General features: G+C 44.0%; 24 protein-coding genes. 15 read left to right on the top strand and 9 right to left on the bottom strand.

The window, feature by feature from the left end:
- The first annotated feature begins 195 nt into the window (after window positions 1-195).
- From GSF13_RS17340 to GSF13_RS17305, 8 genes are all read left to right on the top strand, one after another.
- A complete protein-coding gene (locus GSF13_RS17340; protein ID WP_017216036.1) occupies window positions 196-516 on the top strand; it encodes a multidrug efflux SMR transporter in 321 nt (106 codons plus the stop codon).
- A gap of 64 nt (window positions 517-580) precedes the next feature.
- Window positions 581-2,839 carry a hypothetical protein gene (locus GSF13_RS17335; RefSeq protein WP_211866516.1) on the top strand — a complete coding sequence of 753 codons (2,259 nt, stop codon included), beginning with the start codon at window positions 581-583 and terminating at the stop codon, window positions 2,837-2,839.
- 216 nt (window positions 2,840-3,055) lie between these two features.
- Entirely contained in the window at window positions 3,056-3,523 is a 468-nt protein-coding gene (locus GSF13_RS17330; RefSeq protein ID WP_174170065.1) for a DUF4265 domain-containing protein, read from the top strand.
- A gap of 139 nt (window positions 3,524-3,662) precedes the next feature.
- Complete coding sequence (locus tag GSF13_RS17325; RefSeq protein WP_211866515.1) at window positions 3,663-4,043, top strand: GFA family protein; 381 nt, start codon at window positions 3,663-3,665, stop codon at window positions 4,041-4,043.
- Between the two features lie 25 nt (window positions 4,044-4,068).
- Complete coding sequence (locus tag GSF13_RS17320; protein ID WP_211866514.1) at window positions 4,069-4,545, top strand: GNAT family N-acetyltransferase; 477 nt, start codon at window positions 4,069-4,071, stop codon at window positions 4,543-4,545.
- Window positions 4,546-4,597: 52 nt separating this feature from the next.
- Entirely contained in the window at window positions 4,598-5,017 is a 420-nt protein-coding gene (locus tag GSF13_RS17315) for a hypothetical protein (protein WP_010605173.1), read from the top strand.
- A gap of 230 nt (window positions 5,018-5,247) precedes the next feature.
- Window positions 5,248-6,630, top strand: coding sequence for a Na+/H+ antiporter NhaC family protein (locus tag GSF13_RS17310; protein ID WP_039497221.1), 1,383 nt, complete (start codon window positions 5,248-5,250; stop codon window positions 6,628-6,630).
- 122 nt (window positions 6,631-6,752) lie between these two features.
- Window positions 6,753-8,099 (top strand): DUF2254 domain-containing protein, encoded by a 1,347-nt coding sequence (locus tag GSF13_RS17305; protein ID WP_211866513.1) that lies wholly within the window; start codon window positions 6,753-6,755, stop codon window positions 8,097-8,099.
- Window positions 8,100-8,221: 122 nt separating this feature from the next.
- Here the strand turns inward: GSF13_RS17305 and GSF13_RS17300 are convergent, their stop codons facing one another.
- Complete coding sequence (locus GSF13_RS17300) at window positions 8,222-8,812, bottom strand: hypothetical protein (protein WP_249122693.1); 591 nt, start codon at window positions 8,810-8,812, stop codon at window positions 8,222-8,224.
- A gap of 423 nt (window positions 8,813-9,235) precedes the next feature.
- Here GSF13_RS17300 and GSF13_RS17295 point away from each other — a divergent pair, with 423 nt between their 5' ends.
- The 7 genes from GSF13_RS17295 (at window position 9,236) to GSF13_RS17265 (ending at window position 13,710) form a co-directional block, all read left to right on the top strand.
- Window positions 9,236-9,562 carry a hypothetical protein gene (locus tag GSF13_RS17295; protein WP_211866512.1) on the top strand — a complete coding sequence of 109 codons (327 nt, stop codon included), beginning with the start codon at window positions 9,236-9,238 and terminating at the stop codon, window positions 9,560-9,562.
- Window positions 9,552-9,731, top strand: a complete 180-nt coding sequence (locus GSF13_RS17290; RefSeq protein WP_211866508.1) for a hypothetical protein — start codon at window positions 9,552-9,554, stop codon at window positions 9,729-9,731. Before GSF13_RS17295 ends, GSF13_RS17290 begins: the two co-directional genes overlap by 11 nt.
- A 199-nt stretch (window positions 9,732-9,930) precedes the next feature.
- Complete coding sequence (locus tag GSF13_RS17285) at window positions 9,931-10,812, top strand: polysaccharide deacetylase family protein (RefSeq protein WP_211866507.1); 882 nt, start codon at window positions 9,931-9,933, stop codon at window positions 10,810-10,812.
- A gap of 86 nt (window positions 10,813-10,898) precedes the next feature.
- Window positions 10,899-11,360 carry a GNAT family N-acetyltransferase gene (locus tag GSF13_RS17280; RefSeq protein ID WP_211866505.1) on the top strand — a complete coding sequence of 154 codons (462 nt, stop codon included), beginning with the start codon at window positions 10,899-10,901 and terminating at the stop codon, window positions 11,358-11,360.
- 101 nt (window positions 11,361-11,461) lie between these two features.
- Window positions 11,462-11,866, top strand: coding sequence for a hypothetical protein (locus tag GSF13_RS17275; protein WP_174170069.1), 405 nt, complete (start codon window positions 11,462-11,464; stop codon window positions 11,864-11,866).
- 201 nt (window positions 11,867-12,067) lie between these two features.
- On the top strand, window positions 12,068-12,655 hold the full coding sequence (locus tag GSF13_RS17270; RefSeq protein WP_102057064.1) for a helix-turn-helix transcriptional regulator: 588 nt from the start codon (window positions 12,068-12,070) through the stop codon (window positions 12,653-12,655).
- 164 nt (window positions 12,656-12,819) lie between these two features.
- Window positions 12,820-13,710: a DUF1015 family protein gene (locus tag GSF13_RS17265; protein ID WP_211866503.1), complete on the top strand. Its 891-nt coding sequence runs from the start codon at window positions 12,820-12,822 to the stop codon at window positions 13,708-13,710.
- Between the two features lie 22 nt (window positions 13,711-13,732).
- On the opposite strand, the gene hisC is transcribed toward GSF13_RS17265, so the two are convergent.
- The 8 genes from hisC to GSF13_RS17225 are packed head-to-tail and all read right to left on the bottom strand — an operon-like array spanning window position 13,733 to window position 23,209.
- On the bottom strand, window positions 13,733-14,845 hold the full coding sequence (hisC, locus tag GSF13_RS17260; protein ID WP_211866501.1) for a histidinol-phosphate transaminase: 1,113 nt from the start codon (window positions 14,843-14,845) through the stop codon (window positions 13,733-13,735).
- Window positions 14,842-16,218 (bottom strand): MATE family efflux transporter, encoded by a 1,377-nt coding sequence (locus tag GSF13_RS17255; RefSeq protein ID WP_174170072.1) that lies wholly within the window; start codon window positions 16,216-16,218, stop codon window positions 14,842-14,844. Before GSF13_RS17255 ends, hisC begins: the two co-directional genes overlap by 4 nt.
- Entirely contained in the window at window positions 16,212-17,195 is a 984-nt protein-coding gene (locus tag GSF13_RS17250) for an ornithine cyclodeaminase (RefSeq protein WP_174170073.1), read from the bottom strand. The genes GSF13_RS17255 and GSF13_RS17250 overlap by 7 nt, the downstream gene beginning before the upstream one ends.
- A 2-nt stretch (window positions 17,196-17,197) precedes the next feature.
- Complete coding sequence (locus GSF13_RS17245) at window positions 17,198-18,256, bottom strand: cysteine synthase family protein (protein ID WP_211866499.1); 1,059 nt, start codon at window positions 18,254-18,256, stop codon at window positions 17,198-17,200.
- A gap of 36 nt (window positions 18,257-18,292) precedes the next feature.
- Complete coding sequence (locus GSF13_RS17240) at window positions 18,293-19,627, bottom strand: alanine racemase (RefSeq protein WP_211866497.1); 1,335 nt, start codon at window positions 19,625-19,627, stop codon at window positions 18,293-18,295.
- Window positions 19,624-21,093 (bottom strand): DUF3526 domain-containing protein, encoded by a 1,470-nt coding sequence (locus GSF13_RS17235; RefSeq protein WP_211866495.1) that lies wholly within the window; start codon window positions 21,091-21,093, stop codon window positions 19,624-19,626. Before GSF13_RS17235 ends, GSF13_RS17240 begins: the two co-directional genes overlap by 4 nt.
- Complete coding sequence (locus GSF13_RS17230; protein ID WP_102057057.1) at window positions 21,090-22,490, bottom strand: DUF3526 domain-containing protein; 1,401 nt, start codon at window positions 22,488-22,490, stop codon at window positions 21,090-21,092. The genes GSF13_RS17235 and GSF13_RS17230 overlap by 4 nt, the downstream gene beginning before the upstream one ends.
- Window positions 22,490-23,209 (bottom strand): ABC transporter ATP-binding protein, encoded by a 720-nt coding sequence (locus GSF13_RS17225; RefSeq protein WP_039497249.1) that lies wholly within the window; start codon window positions 23,207-23,209, stop codon window positions 22,490-22,492. Before GSF13_RS17225 ends, GSF13_RS17230 begins: the two co-directional genes overlap by 1 nt.
- Window positions 23,210-23,216: the final 7 nt, after the last annotated feature.

Raw genomic sequence — 23,216 nt, 5'->3', positions numbered from 1 at the left:
AAACACACTCAGAAGAACAAAAATCAAACAGCAAAGGTCAACAGGCCCTCGCTCTTTTACAATTTTAATTGAGTCTTAATTTGTTTGCCGTGAAGCTTGAATTAGCTTCACGGGCGTGCTAATTTTCTCTCGCTCTGGTGGACGACCTCCAGAGCTTTCTTTTACTGGCGGGGACGACCCCATTTTGGAGTTGTCATGAGCTGGTTGCTACTTGTTTTTGCAGGTTTATTGGAAGTCGTTTGGGCTATTGGTTTGAAATTTACCAACGGTTTTACGAAGCCTGTTCCCTCAATTATTACTTTAGTGGCGATGGCCGCAAGTTTCTACTTTCTCAGTGTTGCACTACGAACTTTACCGCTTAGCGTTGCTTATTCTGTCTGGGTTGGCATTGGTATGCTAGGGTCGATTATTGTTGGCTTTGTCTATTTTAAAGAGCCGTTGTCATCACTTAAGCTACTCAGTTTACTGCTGATAGTGATTGGGATTATTGGTCTAAAATTATCCTCTCAGGGTTAAATTACAGCTATAGTTAATCGGAGCTTAGGTTAGATAATTCCACTTCAGATGAAAAGGAAATTCGATGACGATTGAACTGAATATGACGGGCTTACAAACGCTTGTCGAGACTACCCTCACACCACTTAAAGACTATCATGGTGATTTGTTACCTTGGCGCGGGGAAATGGTAGAAAGCCATAGCTTCGCATTGGAAGATATAACCACAAGTGTTACTGGTGAAAGTAAGATAGAGCTTATCAACGCGAGCACAGTCATCGATGAAGACGGTATTATTGGTGAGCAAAAGGAGGTTAATGCAAATCTCGAACCTACCACAACACTTACCTATAGTGATGAGGTGTGCTGGATAAAATACAGCACACACATTGACTTTGATCTCACCGGTGCCTCCAAAGCGGAACTGCTTGGTATTAATACAGATGGGCAGGCACAATGTAAACTAGCAGCCTACCTTTGCCATCAACCACATGAAGCTGTGGGTTTTGCCTTAGGCCGCGACCTTGCAACTATGCCGGTTATTTTCGATGTTGAGGATATTAAGTCACTTGCACCTAATAATGCATTAATGATGGAAACGGCAGGGGCGTTAACGGTGAGCGCCAATTTTAGGTGGTCAGATATAATCGCGCAAAATCTCGATATGTTTAGTCGTTGGTTGGATCAAGGAGAATTACTTGATATTAACCTTGATTCGGCTTTAAATGCGGACCTTAATATCGAGATCCGTGGTGGCTTTCGTGTTGTCTTTTCTAAACGCTTGGATAAACCACACCATACTTTCCTCGCAATTAAAAAATCAACATTGTCGAATACTGCTTTAACAATCACTGGGGGAGTGAACGCCAAATTTGCCGACCAAGCCGGATTTAAGCAAGCTTATTCGAGTATTTTGACAGGGATATTCAATGCACCTCTGGATAAGGTTGAAGAAGTCCTTTCACTCGTCGCAACAGACTCTCCCGATGAAGCGCAAAACGACCTGATCTTAAGATTAAAAGATCGCTTACAGCTTGATCCACTAATGGACAGTTTAGAACGACTCCAAAGCGAGCTGCTGACCATTAAAAAAACGGTGTTAGCAAATATTGAAACGGCTGCAAAGCTGAAAGCCGAGTTAAGTGCTAAGTTTGAATATACGCGTTTATCCAGTCATCAATCGCTGCTTGAAGCTAAATTAACTACCAAAGGCCTAGAGCAGGTGCATCTTGATGCGCTATTTGGGCGGGTTGGTACTATCACTCAGCCTAGTTACCAAGATGAAATCGAGATAGAGCGCTTCTTCTTTCAAACCAGTACTGAAATCAAGCAAGCCTATGGGTTCAATTTAGGCTTTGGTGCTTGGTCGGCCATGAGCCGTAACAGCTATTCATTTAAAACCATTGAAACGAGAGACAAGCTAAATAGAGTGCAACTTGCTACGCTTGGAATGCGTGGTTATCAAGATGATATTAATGGCGATAAACGTCATTACTATCTCAGCTTTGATGCTCAGATGGTGGCCTTTTCAACATCAACGCCGCCCAAGCTAAACGAGTTTACATTGGGTCTGACGCTCTTACATAAACAGCAAGAGGCGAGTGTGACCAGTAACGAGCTGGACCACTTGGTCGATGATTTATCGGTATGGGGTATGATCCCAGAGTTTGACTCTGAGGATACAAAACACCGATTGAGCGAGATACTCAAAGATGCCGATAATGTGCGGATCGTTAAGTCCTTACACCTTGACCATGACGCGTTTGTTCAGCTACTAGCTTTATTAGGTCAGTTTGATAGTAGAAGACTGGCCATCTCGCTTGCCGCTGCATTACCTATCAATCACAAAATACTTCCTGAGCGGGCGACTATAGAAAATCGGGTGAAATTATATGATGCGATTTTTGAGGCATTGTTAAATTCGCAACTTAACTCTCATAACGAAGTGGCTCTGGCGACATATCAATATCTCAAAGCAAAGGGATGTCGAAAACTTGCACGCAAAGAGCGGGATTGGCGCAGGCTAGGTGCGAGTAAATTCCAAACCCTTGCAGGAATAGTCGAGTTGCATCCGCGGATTTTGCACGACATTAAAAACCTATGCGATGGTTTTGCACAACTTAACCTCGCTTATCACCAAGAAGGGGATTATTCTGTGCTTGAAAAAGCATTTAATCTTTTTGATGACATGGGCGAACATGGATTTTATAACCGCTTTTTCGCCCATTATGTATTGCAATGTACGCGCACTTTTCCTCAGGCACAAAATGGTACCAAAGTGACGGTGAAGCTAGAGTTTGTTAAAGACGGTAAAGAAATTGATGTGCTTTGGGGCAAACGCTAGGGGGTTATTGCTCTCGCTTCGCTCTAAACTTGAACAGCCATCACTCTTCTTTAAGATCATTGCTTAATTTTCTCTTCAGTTTCGCTACTGCATCATGTTGGCAATCTAAGCCCATATACAAGTAACACATTGTAATTGTGGGTGACTTTTATTTGTTGGACTTACGGTCGGTTAAATAAAACGAGATCAGTCCATGTAAAGGCGGTTTGTATCCATATGAATGATGTAGTTACTGACAAAGTACGGTTTACTTTTAAAAACCATCCCCAAGGATGTGCTGAAGAATTTATTGTTGCGACGGCAGTGAGCGATAATATTTATCAAATAAAAGGCGCTCCGCTTTTTGCTTTTGGTGTTAACTACGACGACCACGTTTTGGTTGCACCAGATAGCGAAGGTTCTTTAGACGTCATCGAGATTGTGGCTCGAAGTGAGTATCACTCTTTGCGGATCCGCTTTACAAACGAGTTAGAAAATGCCAAAAATATAGAGCTACTTCAAGAGCTTACTCTATCTGGCGTGGAGAGCGAGCAATTGGATGATGGGTGCTTTGCCTTGACGGTTTCACCGCAAAGAGAATACGAATCTTTTATCGATATCTTGCATTATTATCAGGAGCTTGGCGTATTGAAGTATGAACTTACCGGCGAGCCCCACGATAGCTTCGATGGTAAAAGTGCATAGCTAAGGAAAATTACCTAACTCTTCTCAAATTCAGTGGCTTAGTGTTCAGTTTTGTGTTTCACTTGGAACTTTAATAGGCACGGTAATTTACTATCGTACTTGGTTTAGGATAATGGCGAAATACTAAGGAAACACAAGGATGGCTGTCAATTTTGTTGGAGGATGTTTATGTGGGCAGATCCGTTTTACCGCGATTGGCGTCCCTCGTAACCCTCATACCTGCTCATGTAAAATGTGCCAAAGACATAGCGGTGCCCTAACCGTTACATGGGTAGAGTTCGCAAGTGAAGAGGTAAGCTGGGATGGGCCTGGCGGTGCGCCTAAGGCGTGGCGTTCATCGGATTATTCATCGCGCGCTTTTTGCCCTGAGTGTGGTAGCACATTAGGTGCAATAGATGACGCGCCTATCATTGCATTAGTGCTCGGCGTTTTTGATGCCAATAGTCGTAAAACCCTAGAACCCAAATCCCATTCTTATATTTCAAGAAGGCCAAAATGGTGGTGTATAGGATGCAATTAGTCTCTGTGCTGTATGTGAGTAAATTATGACTTATTACGTTATCGAAGATGCGTCGTGGCCTGAGATCCTAACGCTACAAAATCAGGCGTATCATGATGTTGCGCCGGAAACTGTGGATATCCTAAAAAGTATATGGATGCGCTCGCTAAAGAGTTGTTTTGTTTTTAAACAACATCGAGCCGTGGATGCCTATTTACTGGCGCACCCTTGGTACGATGAAAAGCCGCCGAGTCTGTTTACATTACTTCCTGAACAGCCGCCTAGTTCGTCGTTGTTTCTACATGACCTAGTTGTTTCACAAGCCGTATCTGGGCAGGGAATAGGTGCCTTGATGATTAAACGCTTAGTTGAGTTGGCGACCCAAATGGGGTACTGTCGCATTCGGCTCGTGGCTGTACAAAATAGCGTAGGGTTTTGGTTGAACCTAGGCTTTGTTCCAAAGCCAATTAAGGTATGCAAAAGTTATGGTGAAGATGCGCTGCTGATGGAAATGAAAGTGTAAGGTGCGCCAGCTAAGCTTGGAAGTTATGAAAGTAGCCATACGGTAATTTACGATGATAAAAAAAATAGTAATTATATTCTCGCTGCTGTTTGCATCTAGTCACGGCAGTGCCGATGAATTAAAGCCATTCACAAGCGATGGCTGTAGTGCATTTCCTGATGGTACTTTGGCGCAAAATGAACTGTGGTTGAGCTGTTGCACGGCACATGACCTTGCCTACTGGAAAGGTGGTACCGCTATAGAGCGCGAAAATGCCGACATTGCCTTGCAAAAATGTGTTGCTGCGGTAGGTCAAGAAGAAGTGGCAACCTTGATGTTAGCGGGTGTACGACTTGGTGGGCTTCCTTATTTACCTACGCCATTTCGTTGGGGGTACGGGTGGTCTTATCCTAGACGTTACGCCGAATTGACCGCTGAAGAGATAGAGCAAGTAAATAAGCACATGGCAAAACTAGCATTAGACAAAAAATAAATTGACGCAAAGTCAAATTCTGTATATTTTCTCCGCGATGTTTCAATGAGGGCCATACAGTCAACTCGTCAACCCAATATTAGGCAGATCCTCACACGCATTAAGTGCCTGTGATTTTAACCTTTTGTTCTGAATTTGGGAAACGGATAAGACTGCATCAGCCGCTGTTTATAGCCGATGTTGCGTCCCTTTTTTCCGCTGCTCAAATTCCTTTGATTTGGGAAATTCGCATGGCTGAGCCAAGTGCAATTAGCATCATTCCCCCAGTCGTCGTATTGACGCTTGCAATTATCTTACGTCGTCCTATCTTGTCCCTTGTCTTAGGGGCACTTGTAGGACTCGCATTGTTAGACCCTGCCACCGTATTGGCAAATTTTGCTGATGCTTCGCTAAAAGTGATGGGCGATGAAACCATCGGCTGGCTTATTCTGGTATGTGGTACGTTTGGTGCTTTGATAGCATTGTTGGTGCACACGGGTGGTGCCTTAGCATTTGGTCGCAATGCACTGAAAATGGCAAAAGGGCCAAAGTCGTCTTTGCTTATGACTTATTTTTTGGGTGTGATCATTTTTATTGATGATTATCTCAATGCGCTGACGGTTGGTGAGACGATGCGCCGCGTTACCGATAAGTTTAAGATTTCTAGGGAAATGCTTGCCTATGTAGTGGATTCAACCGCTGCGCCTATCTGTGTTCTCGTACCACTTTCGACTTGGGCAGTGTTCTTTGGTGGTTTGCTGGTTGATAACGGTGTCGCCGGAGAAGGGCAGGGGATCAGCACGTATATTCAGGCCATTCCTTACATGCTGTATGCTTGGGTGGCTGTAATTATGGTGCCACTGGTGATATTTGGTGTTGTTCCACTATTCGGCCCAATGAAAAAAGCAGAGCTTGCAGCTAAACAAGGACAGCCTGCGCTTGAGCAGGTTGATTTGGAAGAAGTGCATACACCGGATCACTATGCTGCAAAAGCCATTGAGCAGGAATTTGAACAAGCCGACACTCAAGGCAAACTGGTTAACTTTTTAGTGCCCATTGGTTTGTTGGTGGCGTTTACAGTGTATTTTGACATTGATGTATGGAAAGGCTTGTTAGCGACTTTGGCTGTGACTATCCCATTTTATATGGTGCAAAGGTTGATGCCGCTTGCAGACATGCTTGAGCAAATGATCAATGGTTTTAAATGCATGCTACCCGCGATAGGAACGGTTATCGCCGCATTTATCTTTAAGGATGTGTGCGATCAGCTGCTATTGCCACAATATGTGATAAATGCGCTGAGTCCTTATATGACTGCTGGTTTACTGCCTGCGATGGTGTTTTTATCTATGGCTATTTTGGCTTTTGCAACAGGCTCTAGTTGGGGGATCTTCGCTGTGACTATTCCTATCGTGATGCCATTGGCCGTTGCTGTAGATGCTAATATTCCTTTGGTAATAGGCGCGTTGTTGTCGGCATCATCATTTGGAAGTCAAGCGTGTTTCTACTCGGATTCTACAGTATTGGCAGCTCAAGGCTCAGATTGTAACTTAGTCAGTCACGCCATCACTCAGCTACCTTATGCGTTGATTGCGGCTGCTATCGCCTTTGTTGGCTTCTTGATCATTGCATAATCGCAAGTAAGTTTTAGGGTTAGTTTTGCTAACCCTTCGAAGCTAACTTTCTAAAATACATTACTCTATTGCTCAAGTCTTGCTAGGCTATATAACCAGACTCTCAAAGTGTAAGGATAGCAATGTTCACACCTCGCAAGTTAGCCGAAAATTATCGCGAACTGATAAGTAGTATCGGTTTCTACCCCTCTTTACTTGCAGTTGCATTTTTCATTTTCGCGCTTATAACCACTGCACTTGAATATGCAGCTCCTATCAGCAACTTTAAGGAGCTTATAGCGATTGTACTTGTCGACAGTGAAGAAAACGCACGAACCATTTTAAGCACGCTCGTGGGTAGTATCATCTCATTGACGGTATTTAGTTTTTCAATGGTGATGATTGTGCTGAATAATGCCAGCGCTGGGTTGTCACCTAGGGTACTGCCAGGCCTTATCACCAGAAAGTCGCACCAGCTGGTATTGGGGTTTTATCTCGGCAGTATCATTTATGCCATCATTATGCTGATAAACATTCGTGGTGTGGGCAATGGTGAAACTGGGATCCCGGCGTTAGGGGTTTTACTTTCGCTGGTGTTTGGACTGATCTCATTAGGCTTTTTTGTATTTTTTATCCATTCAATCTCCCGCGCCATACAGGTCGATAATGTGCTAAATGACCTGTTTAACAACACCAAGAATGAGATGAAGAATATTATCACCAAACAGCAAGAACAGCCTTTTGATAACTTTCCTGACTTTTCGAGTTGGCATAATTTACCCAGCACAGAAGAGGGATATTTTAAGGGAGTACACAGTGACAAACTGTGCGGGTTGTGCGAGCAACATGACTTAAAAATATATATTGCAGTTAAACAAGGGTTTTTTACCGTTAAAGGCTATCCGTTTCTTAAGTGTAATAAGGATCTTAGTGAAAATGAGGCGCTACAGGATGCGTTACTTGGCTGTTTTATTTTTTATGTTGAAGAGTACATCAGCGACCATTATCGCTATGGTTTAACACAAATCTCGGAGATTGCAGTGAAGGCCATGAGCCCAGGGATTAATGACCCCGGTACTGCGGTAAAGGCGATTGATATGCTGAGTATTTTACTTATCCAGCGTTTGGATATTTGCGATGTGAACTACTCCTTTAAACACGCTAAAAATGAGCCGCTTTTATATATTCACGAAGCGTCTTTTGATGAATTACTGCATGATAATTTTACGCCGATAAGAAACTATGCAAAGACCGATGGCTATGTCATGGTTAATGTGTTGGAAGCGTTTAAAAATATACTGTTTCGCTCAAGTGCGGGTCAACAAGCGACGGAAAGTTTATTTAATTATCTAGAGGCCATCATCGACGATGTGCGCAATACCATCACTAACCCGTTTGACCGTCAACGGATCATTGAAATGCTCGAGGCCATTGAGAAAATCAATGGCGACAAAGGAGAAGCGCTTATTACTCAATTTAAACGAGAATAAGCGCGAACTTTTTTAATTCAGCGCAAGCTTAGCAAGACCGGCGGCAATGGCAGAAAGGGAGAGTAACCTGAGTAAAATGATGGCAATATCAGAGCTGCCGCCTGCAGACGTATTTCGATAAACTAAGGGATAATCAAAGAATATAAGTAAGTAGAGTAAGTCAAAAAACCGATCCGAGTGCCATTGAGTTCTACTTTTGTACCATCTTTTAATAAGATTTCGGCAAAGCATAAATTGGCCGTTGTTTTTATTCTTCCGCCTTTGCGGTCTTTTAATAGTAAGTAATGAAAGGTGATTTCAGTAATATCTTCTCTAGCAATTTTTTGCGTACCAGTTACCTTTGTTTTTATTGCTTTGGGCGAAATGGTTAATTGGTTTTTCGACACGTCCATCACCCATTGAGAGCCAAAGCCAAATTTTTTGTACAGCATGACTCTTTTAGTGAAAAAGATAATTAAAAATGCGATTAAACAAGCAGGAAAGGCAAGGTAGCGTGGGTACTCGCCATCAATAAACGACGCTGTGATAGCCAAGGCGAAGACTAATAATGCAAATAAAAACTCAGCGCCACCGGAAAGCATGCCCAGCGCTGCGATAGATTTGAGTGATACTTGAGAGTTATCGTTCAATTCATTTTTGTTTTTTAGAGTCACATATTTGAACCAAACTTTATCCGTTAGTGATAAATCGAGTGTGTGTTTAGCTAACGACATGAAACGCTTCCTTGATCTTATGTAAATTATTTTTAGTGTGCGTTGTTTATACCCTATAACCGCAACAACTTGAAATTCATTAGAAATAATACCAGGCTCTATCCGCCCTAAATACCATCGTTTTGTTTAAAATTTTAGTGTTTACCTGAGTTCTAGCCGTTAACTGCAGTTTTAGCAGTGGGTTTTGGTACTATCAGCACTAACTCTTGACTCTGTGGCTGGATCGGCGAGTTATGTGGCCATTCAATAGCATAAAATTGATAATTCAGATGATTTCAATATTAAGTTTCGTTGTGCTAATGGTGCTTTGAGAGGCGGACAATAACGACCGACTTTTTAGCATGGCTTATTATTGCAATCAGCAATCGTGCTGGCAAAGCAATTAGGTAAACAATGGACTAAATTAATGAGATAATATGTCCTATGGCGTATCTAGTAGATACGCAAGCACTGTTAAACACACCAGCAAGAGTACTTTTTGAAGAAGTTAATTTAAAATGTGCGAGAGAATTGCGTGAGATCAATTCAATGCTAGAAGATCATAGCGAGCACGTTCTCGCGTTAGATTTACTCAAAGAACTGCTGATTGGTGAGGGGAACCGAGCTGGACTAGGTTTTGCGTTTGGTTATTTATTCAAGGCCATTTGCGAGATAAAGGGACAATTTTTAAACAATAGTGCGTGGTACCCATGCGATATGGATAATCTTTATGATATCCCGTTCACCATCTATGATGGATATGCCTTATAAATTTCCAATCCCAGATGACTTTCCTGCAATTTTCAGCATTGCACCTGAGAGCATCAATACAGACGAAGCGGACTATGGTGAGCTTAATCAAACCCAAATCGCGCAGCTCGAAAGTTGGTTTAATGAAGCTAAAATGAAAAACCAGCATTTGTATCTTTTCTTGCATTGATCTCGCAAAGTTAGAATGAATCGTTCTCATCAAGAACGGAATGCTCGGCGCATACTTTAGAAGTATGCAATTTTTGTTAATTGTTTGTTTATAAATACTTTTTTTGTATCTAATAGAGGTTTTTTTTACAAGAATCCCTTTTCTAGGTAATTTAACAATGTTAGCATCGCTTCCTTTTGGGTTGTTTATAGGGACGTTTATGTTAACAGTTAAGCATTTACCGATTGCAATTGTATTAACCACTTTGTTAGGTTGCTCTTCAGATAAAGTTAAAGAAGTCGAAGTAGTTAAAGAAGTCGAAGTAGTTAAAGAAGTCGAAGTAGTTAAAGAAGTCGAAGTAGTTAAAGAAGTCGAAGTAGTTAAAGAAATCGAAGTAGTTAAAGAAATCGAAGTGATCAAAGAGGTTGTTCTTGGTCGTGAAAATCTGGGCAGCGTTGTTTTGACATTTGATGACGGCCACTGTGTTGACTCGTGGGTAGAGCATGCGCACTTGTTTGAAGAGCACGGAGCCACCGCGACTTTATACGTGAGTAAGTATAATAGTGATATGGCAGCAAATCTGCTCGACTTGCAAAGTAGAGGCTTTGAAATTGCCCACCATACTACTTATCACGCAAATGCAGTGGAATGGGTTGAAAAACATGGTGTAGAGTCTTGGCTCAAAGGTGCAGTGTTGGATTCTCTTACGAACATGAGAAATGATGGTCTTAACGTAACTGCCTTTGCATTTCCGTTCGGCTCATATAATTTAGAACTAAGTGAAGCTCTGAAAAGCGAGTTCACTTCCGTTAGGGGATATTTAAGTCCCAAAACGGATAGTTTGAGATTTGCGACACAAAGTGATGGCTATTTCTATAATGGTGTGGGTATTGACAGCGTTTATTTTGAACCTCAAGAAAGAGTGTTTGGAGCGATGGAAAGAGCAATGAAGACAGGTAGAGACCTAGTGTTGGTTGGCCATTGTATCGTCGAGGGAGAAGTCACAGATCGCTGGCAAACACCGACAAATACATTGCTAAAAATCTTCGCTCATGCGAAAAAAATAGGAATGGAATTTAAAACAATGAATCAGTTGAGATAGCCAACTTTAAATATGATTGGGTGCGCTCGAATTTGGAAAACACCGACTTAAGCGCACCTAATACGTTAAAATGTGAGAAATTTGCTGTGATTCGACAATTAGACAATCGCGATGCGTTGGTGGCGATAGAGATTTTCAGTGTGTTTCAACGCTCATACAAAGTAGAAGCAGAGTTAATTGGGGCGAGTTATTTTCCGCCTTTATCTCGAACGGTAGAAGATATATGCAGCGCGACGAGTCACTTTTATGGATATTTTGAAAATCAAAATCTTGCTGCTGTCATTGAAATTGTCATTGTTGAGAAAACGCTAGAAATAGATAGCCTGACCGTTGATCCCAGTTATTTTCGCAAAGGGATTGCGGGTAAATTACTGCATTTTGCGTTAGCTGAGTTGGGTGCGGAGAAGGTAATAGTTGAAACAGCTAGCGCAAATATCCCCGCCATAGCGCTTTATCAAAAGTATGGATTTATTGAGTTTAAACGTTGGTTGCCAACACATGGAATAGAGAAGCTGGCGTTTGTATCAGTAATTAAACCCGCTCAATAATAACTCATCCTTAAGATGATAAAATGTACACAGTAAACTTTTTTTGCTATAAAAGGTACGAACTCTAAAAATAAATGTTACAACGGGCTAAGGAGAATTCGATGATTAAAGGATGTTTAATAGGCATATGCGGCTTAATTACACTCAATACAACAGCAGCTTATGCAGAAGATATGGAAATGGATTTTATTAAAAATGAGGTTGAAATATCATTTCAGCAATATAAAGATGGCTCAATTGAAAGTGGAATCTATGCTTTAGAATCGTTGGCTAGGCTTTTGAATCAAGCGGAGTCCTCAAGCGTTCGTGCTGAATTGGGGCCCAATATTTTAGCATTTACTTACATCCGTATCGGATTATTGCACGAAAAGCTTGGAAACTCACTAACAGCTGAGCCGCTTTTCGCAGCAGCCCAGCAAAATCTTAGCAAAGAGTTTAGTGCAGAAAAAGTCACAGTTAATGAGCTAAAGTCGATGGTGAAACAACTCGATGAAATGTCCATTTAGTATTTGTGTAAATTGATTTGCCAATATTAAGTGAAAATATCATTAATGCTTAACTCTTAAACGTTATGTGTCAGAACACAGTGAAAGAGTTTTAATTTATTCTTTAATGTCATAGAGTTGACATACCTATGTCGCCTAAGTGGCGTAATCAGTAGGAAGGTCTCCGAGTATAGTTGAGCTAACTAATACAGGAGACCAATCATGGAAATGCAAATTAACAAACAACTTATAAAATCGAAAAGAGTAGAGCGGGCGTGGAGTCAATCCGAATTGGCACAGGTTTCTGGGCTAAGCCTGCGAACCATACAACGTATCGAAAAGTCAGGGACGGCATCGCTCGAGTCGATAAAAGCACTTGCTGCGGTTTATGAAGTTAAGGTGATAGAAATTCAACATCAGCCTAAGCTAAAAGGTGCCAAATTAACACGCAAAGCTGCGGCATTTTTTGCAGGTACTGCTGTGATGGCTGCAAGTGTTTTTACCTTAACGGCGTCAGCTAAGCCCGTGATGGTTGACCTTATGCTAACCTCTCAGGGACAAACGCTGGCTGATGTTCAGGTTTTGAATGACGAAGGCGCATTCAGCGAGATTGTATTTTCAGATAAGCTAAAAATTCGCCTCACCTCAAAAATTGAACAAGAAAACCAAGTGAAAATAGTGACCGAGATTTACAGCTTATCTTCTGAGGGTCAAGTTCTTATCGCTTCCCCTAGTGTTACGGTTCAACATCAAAAACAGGCTGAAGTACACTTTGATGATTATCAACTCTCGTTGTCACCAAATCTGTAATACAAAAAGCTCAGTAAGTTAAAGCAAACTTACTGAATTTTTTCTGATTATTGAGGCAAAGCAATAACCACACTAAACAAGTCAGTATAAATTGTCATGTAAACTTGATGTTAATAAATTCCTGGTATGTTATATTGTATCTAAAATGGTGCAAGGTTTATTTTATGATCACAATAACGGATGGGCCACTTCATCTTTACCAAGTGGAGCAAGGTGGTATTTTGGTTACAGGCATTTTGGCCGAGCTTGACGTTTCAGTGTTACCTGAGCAAGCGATTCTGCCGCACGAGTCGGTTTCGGTTACCCATGCTATGGCGCTGAAAAAGCGTGTTCAGCTCGAGAAGTTGCTGTTACCCCCGTGTCTTTTGGTCGGAAAACTTAATTTGGACAAGGTGCGATGGCAAGCGGAATGTGTTGAAACTGCGCAGTGGCACAGTGATTGCGGTGAGTGTAGTCATCGCCTCTATGCTGTTGAAAATCGTCACATGCTACAAGAATTCAGACAACAGATCGCAATGCACCAACAATGGCTAATTGCTGATGGACATCACAGGATGTTTGCTGCCAGCCAACGTCATGCGCCTCAATCTCGGATGATGGCATGGTTAGTTCCACAGCAAGATGCGGTGATAACGAGTTTCGCGGTGCAGGCATCTTACACACAAGCTGTAGATGTTACTAAATTCAAACAGCACCTTAGCGATTTTGATATCTGTGAATCCTCGGAGACTGAGGGCGATTATACTATTTGGTTGGGGAAAGCTGCTTTATGTTTTGCTCTCCAACGCGCGACAAGCGATTCTTATCTTATTCAGACCCAGTTGCGTAGAGCACTGCAGGCACTGCCAGCGTTTGAGGAGCTGTGGTCTAAAAATAAAGTTGAGCTAAGTGATGACGCTCATATTGTAACCGCCATCTGTCGCGCCCCCATAATTGAAGACATCTTTGCTGCTGCCAAAGCAGGCAAGTACTTTCCAGAAAAGTCGACCTTATTTACTCATAAGGCCGACAGCCAAGTACTTTACCATTTAAATCAGCAGGCAGCTTGTGCTTAAAAGCCCTCACAGAGGGCGATACTTACAACTGTTTAAAGGCTTCAAGCACCCTAAGGTTTTGCTCCGGCAGTCCGATGCTTACTCTTACAAAATGATCAAAACCTGATTCTAGCCATGGTTTTGTCATTATTCCTTGTTGCAGCAGCAAAGATGCGACATGCGCAGACGGCTGCTTGACATCAATAAATAAAAAGTTGGCTAGACTTGGCGCGACAAAATAACCCAGCTCGGTGAGGGCGGCGCTGAGTTTTTCCCTTTCGCGATTCGTTTGCGTGACCGTGTCTGCCAAATAGGAGGGATCTTGTAGTACCGCGATCGCTGCAAGTTGTGCTAGTCGATTTACATTGTAAGGTGTACGTACGCGGTGCAGATAATCCGCCAATTGTGCATTTGCCATTACGCCGTAGCCCACTCTAAGCCCTGCAAGACCATAGGCTTTGGAAAAAGTCCGTAATACCGCGTAGGGACGAGGCTGTGTTTGAAGTAGTGTTAAGCTATCGGCAAACTGTTTATGGCCTTGGGCATATTCGCAGTACGCTTCATCAATGACGATAACCGTATTGAGCGGACAGGCATCAATGAGGCGCTGCAAATTATTGGCATCAAACGTACAACCTATGGGGTTGGATGGGTTAGCAAGCATAAGCATTTTTAAATCTGGGTGGCATGCGATAGCATCGAGCCAATCATCAATTCGATAGGACAAATCGCTTTGCATCGGCACTTCTAGGACCTTTGCCCCCATCATATTGGCGTAAATCCCATGAAGCGCAAAGGTAGGCTTGGCCACTAACACCTTATCGCCTTGACTGAGGAAAGCTTTACACAGCATTGAGAGTACATCCTCAGAGCCATTGCCGAGTACAATTTGTTCTCTGGCAACGTTAAGTTTAGTTGCCAGCTGCTCATTTAGCTCAGTGCATTGGCTGTCTGGATAGCAGCTAGCGGTATGCAGTTGTGCTTTAAAAGCATTAAGCGCAGCAGGACTTGGCCCTAAAGGGTTTTCATTCACCGAGAGGTTTATCATATTGGGGTGGAGATTACGCGCTGCTGCTTGCTCAATGGTTTGTCCCGCACCATAGGGCGGTAGTGCAATGACTTCCTTGCGGGCTGGGTTTGGCATTGTCGTTGTCATGCGTTTTGCTCCTTGAGTGATGTGGGCTCAAGTAAACGATTAGCCCTATGATTAAAAAGCCAAATCTCAGATAGCGCTGTGACCGCAAGTCCTAACATTAAGGCGTACCAAACGCCCAAAATACCCAAAGAGAAAAATTCTTGAAATAACCACGCACCGGGAAGACCAATGCACCAATAACCAATTAAAGACAGCATTAGGGTGCTTTTAACATCGCCAAGTCCACGCAGGATACCGAGCCCGATATTTTGCCACGCGTCAAAAAACTGCAAAAAGGCGGCAATAACGAGTAGCTCTATAGCGATAACAACGACATCGGAGTTTTGTAATTCTTCTGCACTTAAAAATGGCCGCAGTACAAATTCGGGTGTGAATAAATAGATTAAGGCGAAAACAGACATGACCACGGCACCGCAAATAATCCCCAAATTGCCGATGCGTTTTGCATGATGAAAGTCCCCCGCAGCATTGGCTTCGCTGATGTAAATAGAACAAGCAGATGAAATGCCAGCAGATACCATAAATACGATGTACACCATTTGGCTTACCACGTTGTGGGCGGCTAAGGCATTTACGCCGAGTGTTGCCACAAACAACGCAAGCACGGTGAAAAAACCAGCTTCAAGCCCGTAAGTTGCGCCAATTGGCACGCCCATTTTCCATGTTTTACTAAGTGCTTCACGGTCGGTTTGCCAAAACTTTATAGTGAGGTAGGGGCTGAGTACGTCATCGCGCTTGGCAAATAGTACAAACAGTAAAAACGATAAATACAGCACGATACACGTGGCGGCTGCAACCCCCACAAAGCCGAGTTGTGGTAGGCCAAACTGACCAAAAATTAGACCGTAATTGAGCACGATAGTGAGTACAACAGATACACCCGTTATTAACATCAATGGCCCTGGTCTTTTCAATCCAACACTAAAATGCCGCACGCTTTGAAACCAAAAACAGGGTAATAAGCCCAAAGCGACAACGGTTAAATATTGGGTCGTCAAATTGGCAATTGCCTCGGATGTACCGATAAACCTTAAAAATGGCTCTATGGCAAACATCGCGGCGGCGAATAGCAGACCCAAAAATGTTCCGATAAGCATGCTGGCGTTAAAAAGAGGAGTGATCTGATCTAGTTTAGCCTTGCCGATTGCATCAGATACCAGATTACCCGTTGCCGTGACTACGCCCGTTCCCATGGTTCTAAATTGATTAAAAATACCAATGGCGAGGCCGCCAGCAGCCAGTTCTAACGGGCTCAACATACCGAGCATGATAAGATCTATCGTTGCAATTGCCACGTAGAGCAGATTGGTCAGAATAAGCGGCCCTGCGAGCTGACTTACTTTAAAAATATCGGCGCGCGCTGAAGCTACCATAACGTTACTTCCTCCACGTTTTCTTGTGTGATGGCAAAGTCTGCAACCGCTCTTCCGAGTGCCACGTCAGTAATGATCATGCCGCTGTTATAGACAAAGATAATTTCATCAGGGTGGGTTCGTGCCCGCTTTTCACCATTTAGTATTTCCGTCAATGTCGCATCAACGGCGGGTAGCTTATCGTTCTCGTCTAATAAATCGTCTCCGGTGACCTTCATTTGTTCTGCATCCGTTGTGAGCAATCTATCAGCTCGGTGTAGCACTGGTTTTTCGATCCCATAGCCAACTAAAATCACCACAGCGCCGGGTTTTAACCATTCATATTTTATGTTCTCTTTGGCGGATAACCCAGTAACGGCAAGGATCACATCGGCTTGTCTTACTGAAGCTTCTAAATCTTGTGATACCGCAACTTGTCGCTGTGGGTGATGCTCCTTTAGTTTTTGCTGAACCACTTCCAAACCTGCTTGATAGCTGCCATGAACGGTTAGATTTGTGAGTTGTGGTAATGCCGTGACGAGCATTGGTAAAGCGATTTGCCCTTGAACACCGGTGCCTACAACCAACGCATTTTTAGCATCTGAATGAACGGCATATTTTGCGAACAAGGCGGAGGTGGCTGATGTGCGCATAGGACCTAGTTCTTTTACATCCATTAGGGCCACAGGGTGGCCTGTGGCATCATCGCAAAGGAAAATAAAGGAATAGAATTGATATTGGTTGCGACTTCTGTCTGGGTCGTATTCATAGACGACCTTAAACCCTACGGTATTACTTGCGGCATCTCGGCCAGCCATACTATAGGCAATGGATCGACCATCTTGTGGCGTCATAATCACTTTGAGTGGGTTGGCAGAGTCAGGGTGGTGCAGTGAACGAAAGGCATTTTCCACCACCTCAATGACTTTACTATAGGGAAAATCAAGTTGCGCCAGTCGGGCTTCATTTAGTATCGGCAGAACAGTTTGTTGGGTCATGGTTAGGCTCTCGCGGCAGGTTTATATTGCGTTAATAGGTCATCGAGCTCTTGCTCGATGTTAATGTCGATAAGGTCGTGTTTTGCCATCCAATCATCATTGAATACCGTATCGAGATATTTCTCGCCACCGTCACAAACGAGTACCACAAATAAGCTATCGGCGGGGGCGGTTTTTAACGCCTGTAGCGCTTCGTATATAACCCCACCTGCCGAGCCACCGACCATTAGGGCGTAGTGCTTGGCAAGGTACCTGGCGGTATTAAACGCTTGTTTGTCAGATACCTTCACGCCTTTGTCGATAAGTTCATACTCAATAACGGGACCTATCTCAGCGCCTTCCGGCGTCCCCGTTCCTGACTGATGATAATTCAGTCCTGGTCCACCAAAAATCACAGACCCTACAGGTTCAACTCCAATCGTTGTGAGGTGATGACAACCTAAGTCGCGCAAAGCCCTTGTTGTGCCGCATAGCGACCCACCTGTGCCAACCGCACCGACAAGGTGAGTAATGTGTTCACCAAGTTCATGAAAGACCTCTTGCGCAAGTCCTGTATAACCGCGGCTATTGGCAAAATTATTGTGTTGGGCGGTCCAAAATGCGCCTTGCTCTTGTGCCAGCTTCGCGGCCATTGCATCGCGAATATCAGTAGATAGGCTGTCGTCTCCAGCTTCGCTAACGCAGATCACTTCCGCGCCAAAGGCTTTCATATTACTAATTTTCTCTTTTGCCGCATGGTTATCCACAAGTGCGGTAAAGCGATAGCCACGCTCCGCCGCAAGCAGCGCAAGACCAACGCCGGTATTGCCAGAAGTTGACTCAACGACCCAGCCACCTGGCTTCAGTTGGCCACTGGCTTCTGCTTCATCTAACATAGACTTCGCCATTCGGATCTTAGCGCTACCAGTGGGGTTAAATTGCTCAAGTTTAAGGAACAGTTTGCTACCGTTTGGTAGACTTAAAAACTGCATTAGCGGGGTATTACCAATACTTTGCGAAACCCTTAAATAGGGGGTTAGGGATAATGTCGAGGCGAGCGAATGCTGCACATTTATGTTCATAAATAGGCTCCTTTACGTTGTGTTGTTGGGGTTTTTCTAGCTAAGTAGTTGCCAAGAAAGTCTGTTGTGCTCCCACGTTACGGCGATTTTTCGTGGCAATGGCATAGAGTGAAATTCAGATTCATTTGAATCCATTTGATATCCTGCAGTGTTGAGGTAAACCATTAGGTCATCGCGCTGCGGTAGTTGCGACAAGGGGATAAACCGCCAGCTTATCATGTCGTTATCTAGGCAGGTTGCGCCGCCAAAAGCCACGCGATACGTTCCTTGTTTGCGGTTTGAATGTGCCGTGAGTAACAGCGGACTCGGCAAGTATTCGCTTTCAAACCACTGTTCTGACAGTGATAAGCTTGAGCCCGAAAGTGTGGCGATATGGCAGTCTGATGTGCCTAGGTGCGGCTTTGTCCCTTGCACTTTAAACAAGCTAATGCCAGCCTCGTCGAGCAGTGCGCGCCCAGGTTCAAGCATCAATGTAAGGTTCCTTTGGCGTAATGCCGCTAATGCGGTTTGTCCATGCGCGTTCTTCACTGCCAAAATAGCGTGTAAGGTGTCCGCAGGGCTTTGTTTGTTATGGTAGGGATAAAATCCTGCAAAGGTTTTATCTGCAAAAAAGCATTCAAAGTCCAAGCCTTGTTGCCACTGCTCATTCTGTAAGTAGGAGACGGGCAGGCCACCGCCAATATTCACTTTTGATGGCGACAGCCCCATTTGCTTGGCCTCGTCTATTGCACCGACTAAGGTATGGATACTCTCGCCACGTGCTTGTGGGCAGTACCCGCTTAAGTGGCAGCTAAATCCTTCTAAGCTTACCCATTCCTTGTATTCTCGGCACTGTGCTAATAGCGGCGTAAGCTGGCACAGTGAACTACCAAAGCGTGAGGCTTTAGTTGGTTGTGTTTGTAAACGCAGTAGCACTCGCGCTGGGCGCTTTCGCTGGCGGGCCAGTGTAATGATGGAGCTTAACTCAGCACTTGAATCTATGGCGACAAGTGCTTGATGCACAAGTGCTAAGCTAAGTAGTGCATCTGATTTATGCGGACCAGATACACCAATTTTTACACCTTGAATACCACCGCTTAGGGCAAGTTCAAACTCTTGCACACTAGCCACGTCTATTCCTATATCGTGATTGGACGCGACTTGAGTAAAACATTGGGCTTTGTTGGCTTTTTTGGCAAAATAAATCTCATGTTCAAGCCCGAGCTTTATTAAGTTAGCTTGCAGGGTTTCGATATTTTCCGCAAAACGCTGAGGAAACACTAAATGTAGCGGCGCTCCCAATGCTGCCGCCCATTCAAATAACTTGGCTTGGTGCTCCGCGAGCAGGCTCTGCGTTTGCGGATGCAATTTTGCAGTGAAGGCATCACTCATACGACTAACACCTCTTTGTTGTTTGCACTGTCTATCTTGTTGACACGGCGTTTTGCTATAAGAAGCAGGCCGACTGCTAGTAGCAGCAACCAGATTAATGGCGTGTAGTTGTTCACTGGTGTGGCAAAGTCACTGCTAAATTGAGGAATATCAGCTAAGTCCGTGAGCGTTGGCTTTGCGCTACAACCCTCACAAGGAGCAAAGTCTCCTTTTTGATTGGCTTTGGCGATTTCGCTGGCAAAGAAACCTTGTAGTGCTTGATGATGAGCTTCAACTTCCGCCATGAAGGCGTGATGACGTGCTAATCCATTGCCCGCTAAATCAACCAGCAGTGTTTGTGCGATGAGTGCAGGGGAGAGATACTGTAGCTTTTGTGCATTATGTTGCTGTGCTTGTTGCGCAGTTAAAAAGCGTAAATCTTCGGCCGCCATTGCGCGTTCAACAGAATTAATGGTGGCGATTTTTTTGGTTGCGTAATCGCTGGAACCACTGCCATTCTTCGCAAGTTCTGGATGATCTTGAAAATACTGAGCTAAGGTCTTTTCACTCGCTTTTTGGGCATCGTCGCTAGCGGCACGGAGGCTATCTATATAGTGAATTCGTGAAGGGGTTGGGTCAAGCAAAGCGATGCTGGTATTGACCAAAGCTGGAACCACAATCACTAAGGCAAGCCAACAGGTGACTAAGGTCGCTGCGTTGTTTGCTGCACTTTTGGCTCTGCTATTTACCCAAGCGGTTAAGGCAATCCAAAACCCAGAATAACATAGTGCGATAAGGTTATAGCTCAGCAGTTCAACCACCCCTAGCTGCTCCCGTATTGTTATTAAAAGCAGGCTACTAATACTTAAAAATGGCAGCACAATTAACGCGCTTCGCAGCAATAATTGATAGGTCAGAAGGCGGGTCGCACTGCCTCCTTGAAGCATCAGTAGTCTTAGCTGCCCATCTTGGCGTTCACTTGCCAAGGCATTAAAGCAAATGCCAATAATGAGCAATGGCAGTAAATAGACAATCACAAAACTTAAATCGAACTGGCCTAACAACAGAGATAGCGGATGAACATAGTCATATTGATGAACGATGTGCTGTTTTTCTTTGATTAGCATCTTAAAATAGTAAGGTAATACGTCGGCTTGCCCTGTTGCGATTGGCGACGTTGCAAGCGGGGTTTTGGTGGCGTAATTTTGCATTAAGTAAAAAGCCTGCCCGCGCAGGTCGTATGGGTCTTCCCACCATTTATAGTCTGCTGTACTGGCGAGTCTTTCGGGTAATCCAGCTTTGGCATCTTGGATGGCTTGTTGCTGCATTTGCTGTGCGGCAAGTACCACGTCATGCTGTTTTTTAGCAAAGTAATGGGCGTTAAAAAATGCCACTAGTGCAAGCATGGTAGTGGTCACAAACAGCGCGAGTACGAGTTTTTCTCGCCAGAGGTTTTTAAACTCAGTAGCTAACATTAAGCGTTTCATCTTTGCTCCTCCAAGCGCAGTTTTTTAATCGAGAAGAAACTCAATAACACCAGCGCAATCAACCAAAAGCTCAGGCTAAACAGGCTTATAACGTAGTGAGGCAGGTAACGAATGAAATTGGGGTATTGGAATGCGAACTTTGGGATCTGCTGCCATAATTCCTCGCCCGCGGTGTAATGTCCGTCCGCCTTGTGACCGTGATCTCTTTGATTAAAGTTAAGCACCTCTTGCATCAGGCGGCGGTGCTGCTCTGCCGCATTCTCAAATGCTTGCTGGTGGGTAAAGTCGCTGGCGGCGGTGGCCATCGACAGCGTTTGTATCGCGATAAACGGCGTTAACATTCCTGCAAGTTGATAGCTTTGTGATTGCGCTTCTAGTTGAGCTAAACGCGCTGAAAATAAGCGGTCAAAGATTTTATCTGCGTATTGTTCACCAAATTGGAGCTGCGCTCCGGCATAGTCAAAGGGCAAGTCTTCCACATTGCTAACACCATATTGAGTTAATGTTTGTTGTTTGAACTTTGCGATTGCTTCAACTCGTGCCTCGGTATAAACCTCACTTTCAAGCTTTGCTTGAAACGCTTGACCTGAACCTTGCGGATGAATGGTGGTTGCGATATTCATCGCCAGTTTTGGTAGTAAAAGTGTTGTAAGGGCCCAAATGGTTAATAGCGCTACCAATGCGCGCCTTGCCGTTGGAAGTAAACTTGAAAGCGTGGTGGTGAGTAACGACCAAAGCAATAAGTAAACCAAATAAAATAGTAAAAATAGCCCACTTCTGAGTGTATGAGGCTCCGCGCTTGTTACTTGGCTATAAAGTAAAAAAAGCGCGACAGGCAATAAAAATAAGCAAGAAATAGCAAAAAGCAGCGCACATTTGGCGATAAACAACTTAGCTGGGCTTGCGCCCGATGCGAGCAGTTGTTTTAAGGTGCCTTGCTCACGCTCTCGGGCAAGTAGTGGGTAGCCAATTAATATAATCAATAGCGGTAGTAAGACTTGCAGCACAAAGGCGGGTGATAAGCTACCAAAACGTGACATCGGCAAGTTATCTTGCGCACTTCTAAACATGCTATCGTTGCGAATATGAGCCTCAAGCCTCAACACATTCCCTTGGTATGCTTGTAATCCCGCGTCGAGTGCAGCCAATGGGGTGGTGGGTTTGACCACATAAATACCGTAGTGGGCGGCGGAATGGGGACCTTTTTCACCTTGATTTAACCAGCGTAATTGCTCTGATTGGGACACTTCCGTGACGGCTTGCTGATAGCTTTGGTGGCTTTTAAAACCAGTCAAGCAGGCAAGCAAGAGCAGCAATACTGCAATGCCTCCAAGCCAAAGAGCTTGTCCCTGTCGCTTGGTATCGAGCCATTCCTTTTTTAATGTCGTTTGAAACATCAGACACCCACCTTGATATGTTTGAGGTAAACGGATTCAAGTTGGACTTCTTGCAGCTGTTCATAGACTAAGGTATCGACTAATTGCCCTTGATTAATAATTGCCACGCGATGAGCATCTTCTTGAGCGCGGTATAAGTCGTGGGTCGCCATTAAAATCGCAACGCCTTGCTTTGCTAATGACTGAATGAGCTGGCTAAATTCATGGCTGGCTGAAGGATCAAGACCTGATGTAGGCTCATCTAAGATCAATGCCTTGGCTTGTTTTGCGAGGGCAATGGCTATGCCCACTTTTTGTCGCATCCCTTTTGAATAGGTTGCAACGGGTTTGTCTACAGCGTGACTTGGCAGTTTTACTTCACTGAGCAGTGTGCGAAAGGCCTCGTCGGTCTTTTCTATGCTGGCCATTTTGCTGAAATACGCGAGATTCTCAAGTCCGCTAAGTCGCGGATAGAGCGCGACTTGTTCAGGAATATAAGCCAGTTGCTGCCTTGCCGTTACTACGTCATGTTGTGGATTAATTCCAGCGATGGTGATTTCCCCGGCATCCGGTTGTAAAAAGCCCAGTAAGCAATTAATCGTGGTGGTTTTACCTGCACCATTTGGGCCTAGCAGCGCTAGAATTTCACCTTGATGTACGCTCAAGTTTAATCCCTGTAACGCTTGGTATTCACCAAAGCGCTTTTGCAGGTTATTGATTTGAATAACAGGTGTAGTCATGAATTAT

It is taken from the genome of Pseudoalteromonas sp. M8, assembly GCF_018141365.1.
Classification (GTDB): domain Bacteria; phylum Pseudomonadota; class Gammaproteobacteria; order Enterobacterales; family Alteromonadaceae; genus Pseudoalteromonas.
This window is presented reverse-complemented; position numbering and strand designations above follow the sequence as displayed.

Coding starts and splice junctions, on each gene's coding strand:
- GSF13_RS17340 (WP_017216036.1), top strand. CDS start 196: ATGAGCTGGTTGCTACTTGTTTTTGCAGGTTTATTGGAAGTCGTTTGG.
- GSF13_RS17335 (WP_211866516.1), top strand. CDS start 581: ATGACGATTGAACTGAATATGACGGGCTTACAAACGCTTGTCGAGACT.
- GSF13_RS17330 (WP_174170065.1), top strand. CDS start 3,056: ATGAATGATGTAGTTACTGACAAAGTACGGTTTACTTTTAAAAACCAT.
- GSF13_RS17325 (WP_211866515.1), top strand. CDS start 3,663: ATGGCTGTCAATTTTGTTGGAGGATGTTTATGTGGGCAGATCCGTTTT.
- GSF13_RS17320 (WP_211866514.1), top strand. CDS start 4,069: ATGACTTATTACGTTATCGAAGATGCGTCGTGGCCTGAGATCCTAACG.
- GSF13_RS17315 (WP_010605173.1), top strand. CDS start 4,598: ATGATAAAAAAAATAGTAATTATATTCTCGCTGCTGTTTGCATCTAGT.
- GSF13_RS17310 (WP_039497221.1), top strand. CDS start 5,248: ATGGCTGAGCCAAGTGCAATTAGCATCATTCCCCCAGTCGTCGTATTG.
- GSF13_RS17305 (WP_211866513.1), top strand. CDS start 6,753: ATGTTCACACCTCGCAAGTTAGCCGAAAATTATCGCGAACTGATAAGT.
- GSF13_RS17300 (WP_249122693.1), bottom strand. CDS start 8,812: ATGTCGTTAGCTAAACACACACTCGATTTATCACTAACGGATAAAGTT.
- GSF13_RS17295 (WP_211866512.1), top strand. CDS start 9,236: ATGGCGTATCTAGTAGATACGCAAGCACTGTTAAACACACCAGCAAGA.
- GSF13_RS17290 (WP_211866508.1), top strand. CDS start 9,552: ATGCCTTATAAATTTCCAATCCCAGATGACTTTCCTGCAATTTTCAGC.
- GSF13_RS17285 (WP_211866507.1), top strand. CDS start 9,931: ATGTTAACAGTTAAGCATTTACCGATTGCAATTGTATTAACCACTTTG.
- GSF13_RS17275 (WP_174170069.1), top strand. CDS start 11,462: ATGATTAAAGGATGTTTAATAGGCATATGCGGCTTAATTACACTCAAT.
- GSF13_RS17270 (WP_102057064.1), top strand. CDS start 12,068: ATGGAAATGCAAATTAACAAACAACTTATAAAATCGAAAAGAGTAGAG.
- GSF13_RS17265 (WP_211866503.1), top strand. CDS start 12,820: ATGATCACAATAACGGATGGGCCACTTCATCTTTACCAAGTGGAGCAA.
- hisC (WP_211866501.1), bottom strand. CDS start 14,845: ATGACAACGACAATGCCAAACCCAGCCCGCAAGGAAGTCATTGCACTA.
- GSF13_RS17255 (WP_174170072.1), bottom strand. CDS start 16,218: ATGGTAGCTTCAGCGCGCGCCGATATTTTTAAAGTAAGTCAGCTCGCA.
- GSF13_RS17250 (WP_174170073.1), bottom strand. CDS start 17,195: ATGACCCAACAAACTGTTCTGCCGATACTAAATGAAGCCCGACTGGCG.
- GSF13_RS17245 (WP_211866499.1), bottom strand. CDS start 18,256: ATGAACATAAATGTGCAGCATTCGCTCGCCTCGACATTATCCCTAACC.
- GSF13_RS17240 (WP_211866497.1), bottom strand. CDS start 19,627: ATGAGTGATGCCTTCACTGCAAAATTGCATCCGCAAACGCAGAGCCTG.
- GSF13_RS17235 (WP_211866495.1), bottom strand. CDS start 21,093: ATGAAACGCTTAATGTTAGCTACTGAGTTTAAAAACCTCTGGCGAGAA.
- GSF13_RS17230 (WP_102057057.1), bottom strand. CDS start 22,490: ATGTTTCAAACGACATTAAAAAAGGAATGGCTCGATACCAAGCGACAG.
- GSF13_RS17225 (WP_039497249.1), bottom strand. CDS start 23,209: ATGACTACACCTGTTATTCAAATCAATAACCTGCAAAAGCGCTTTGGT.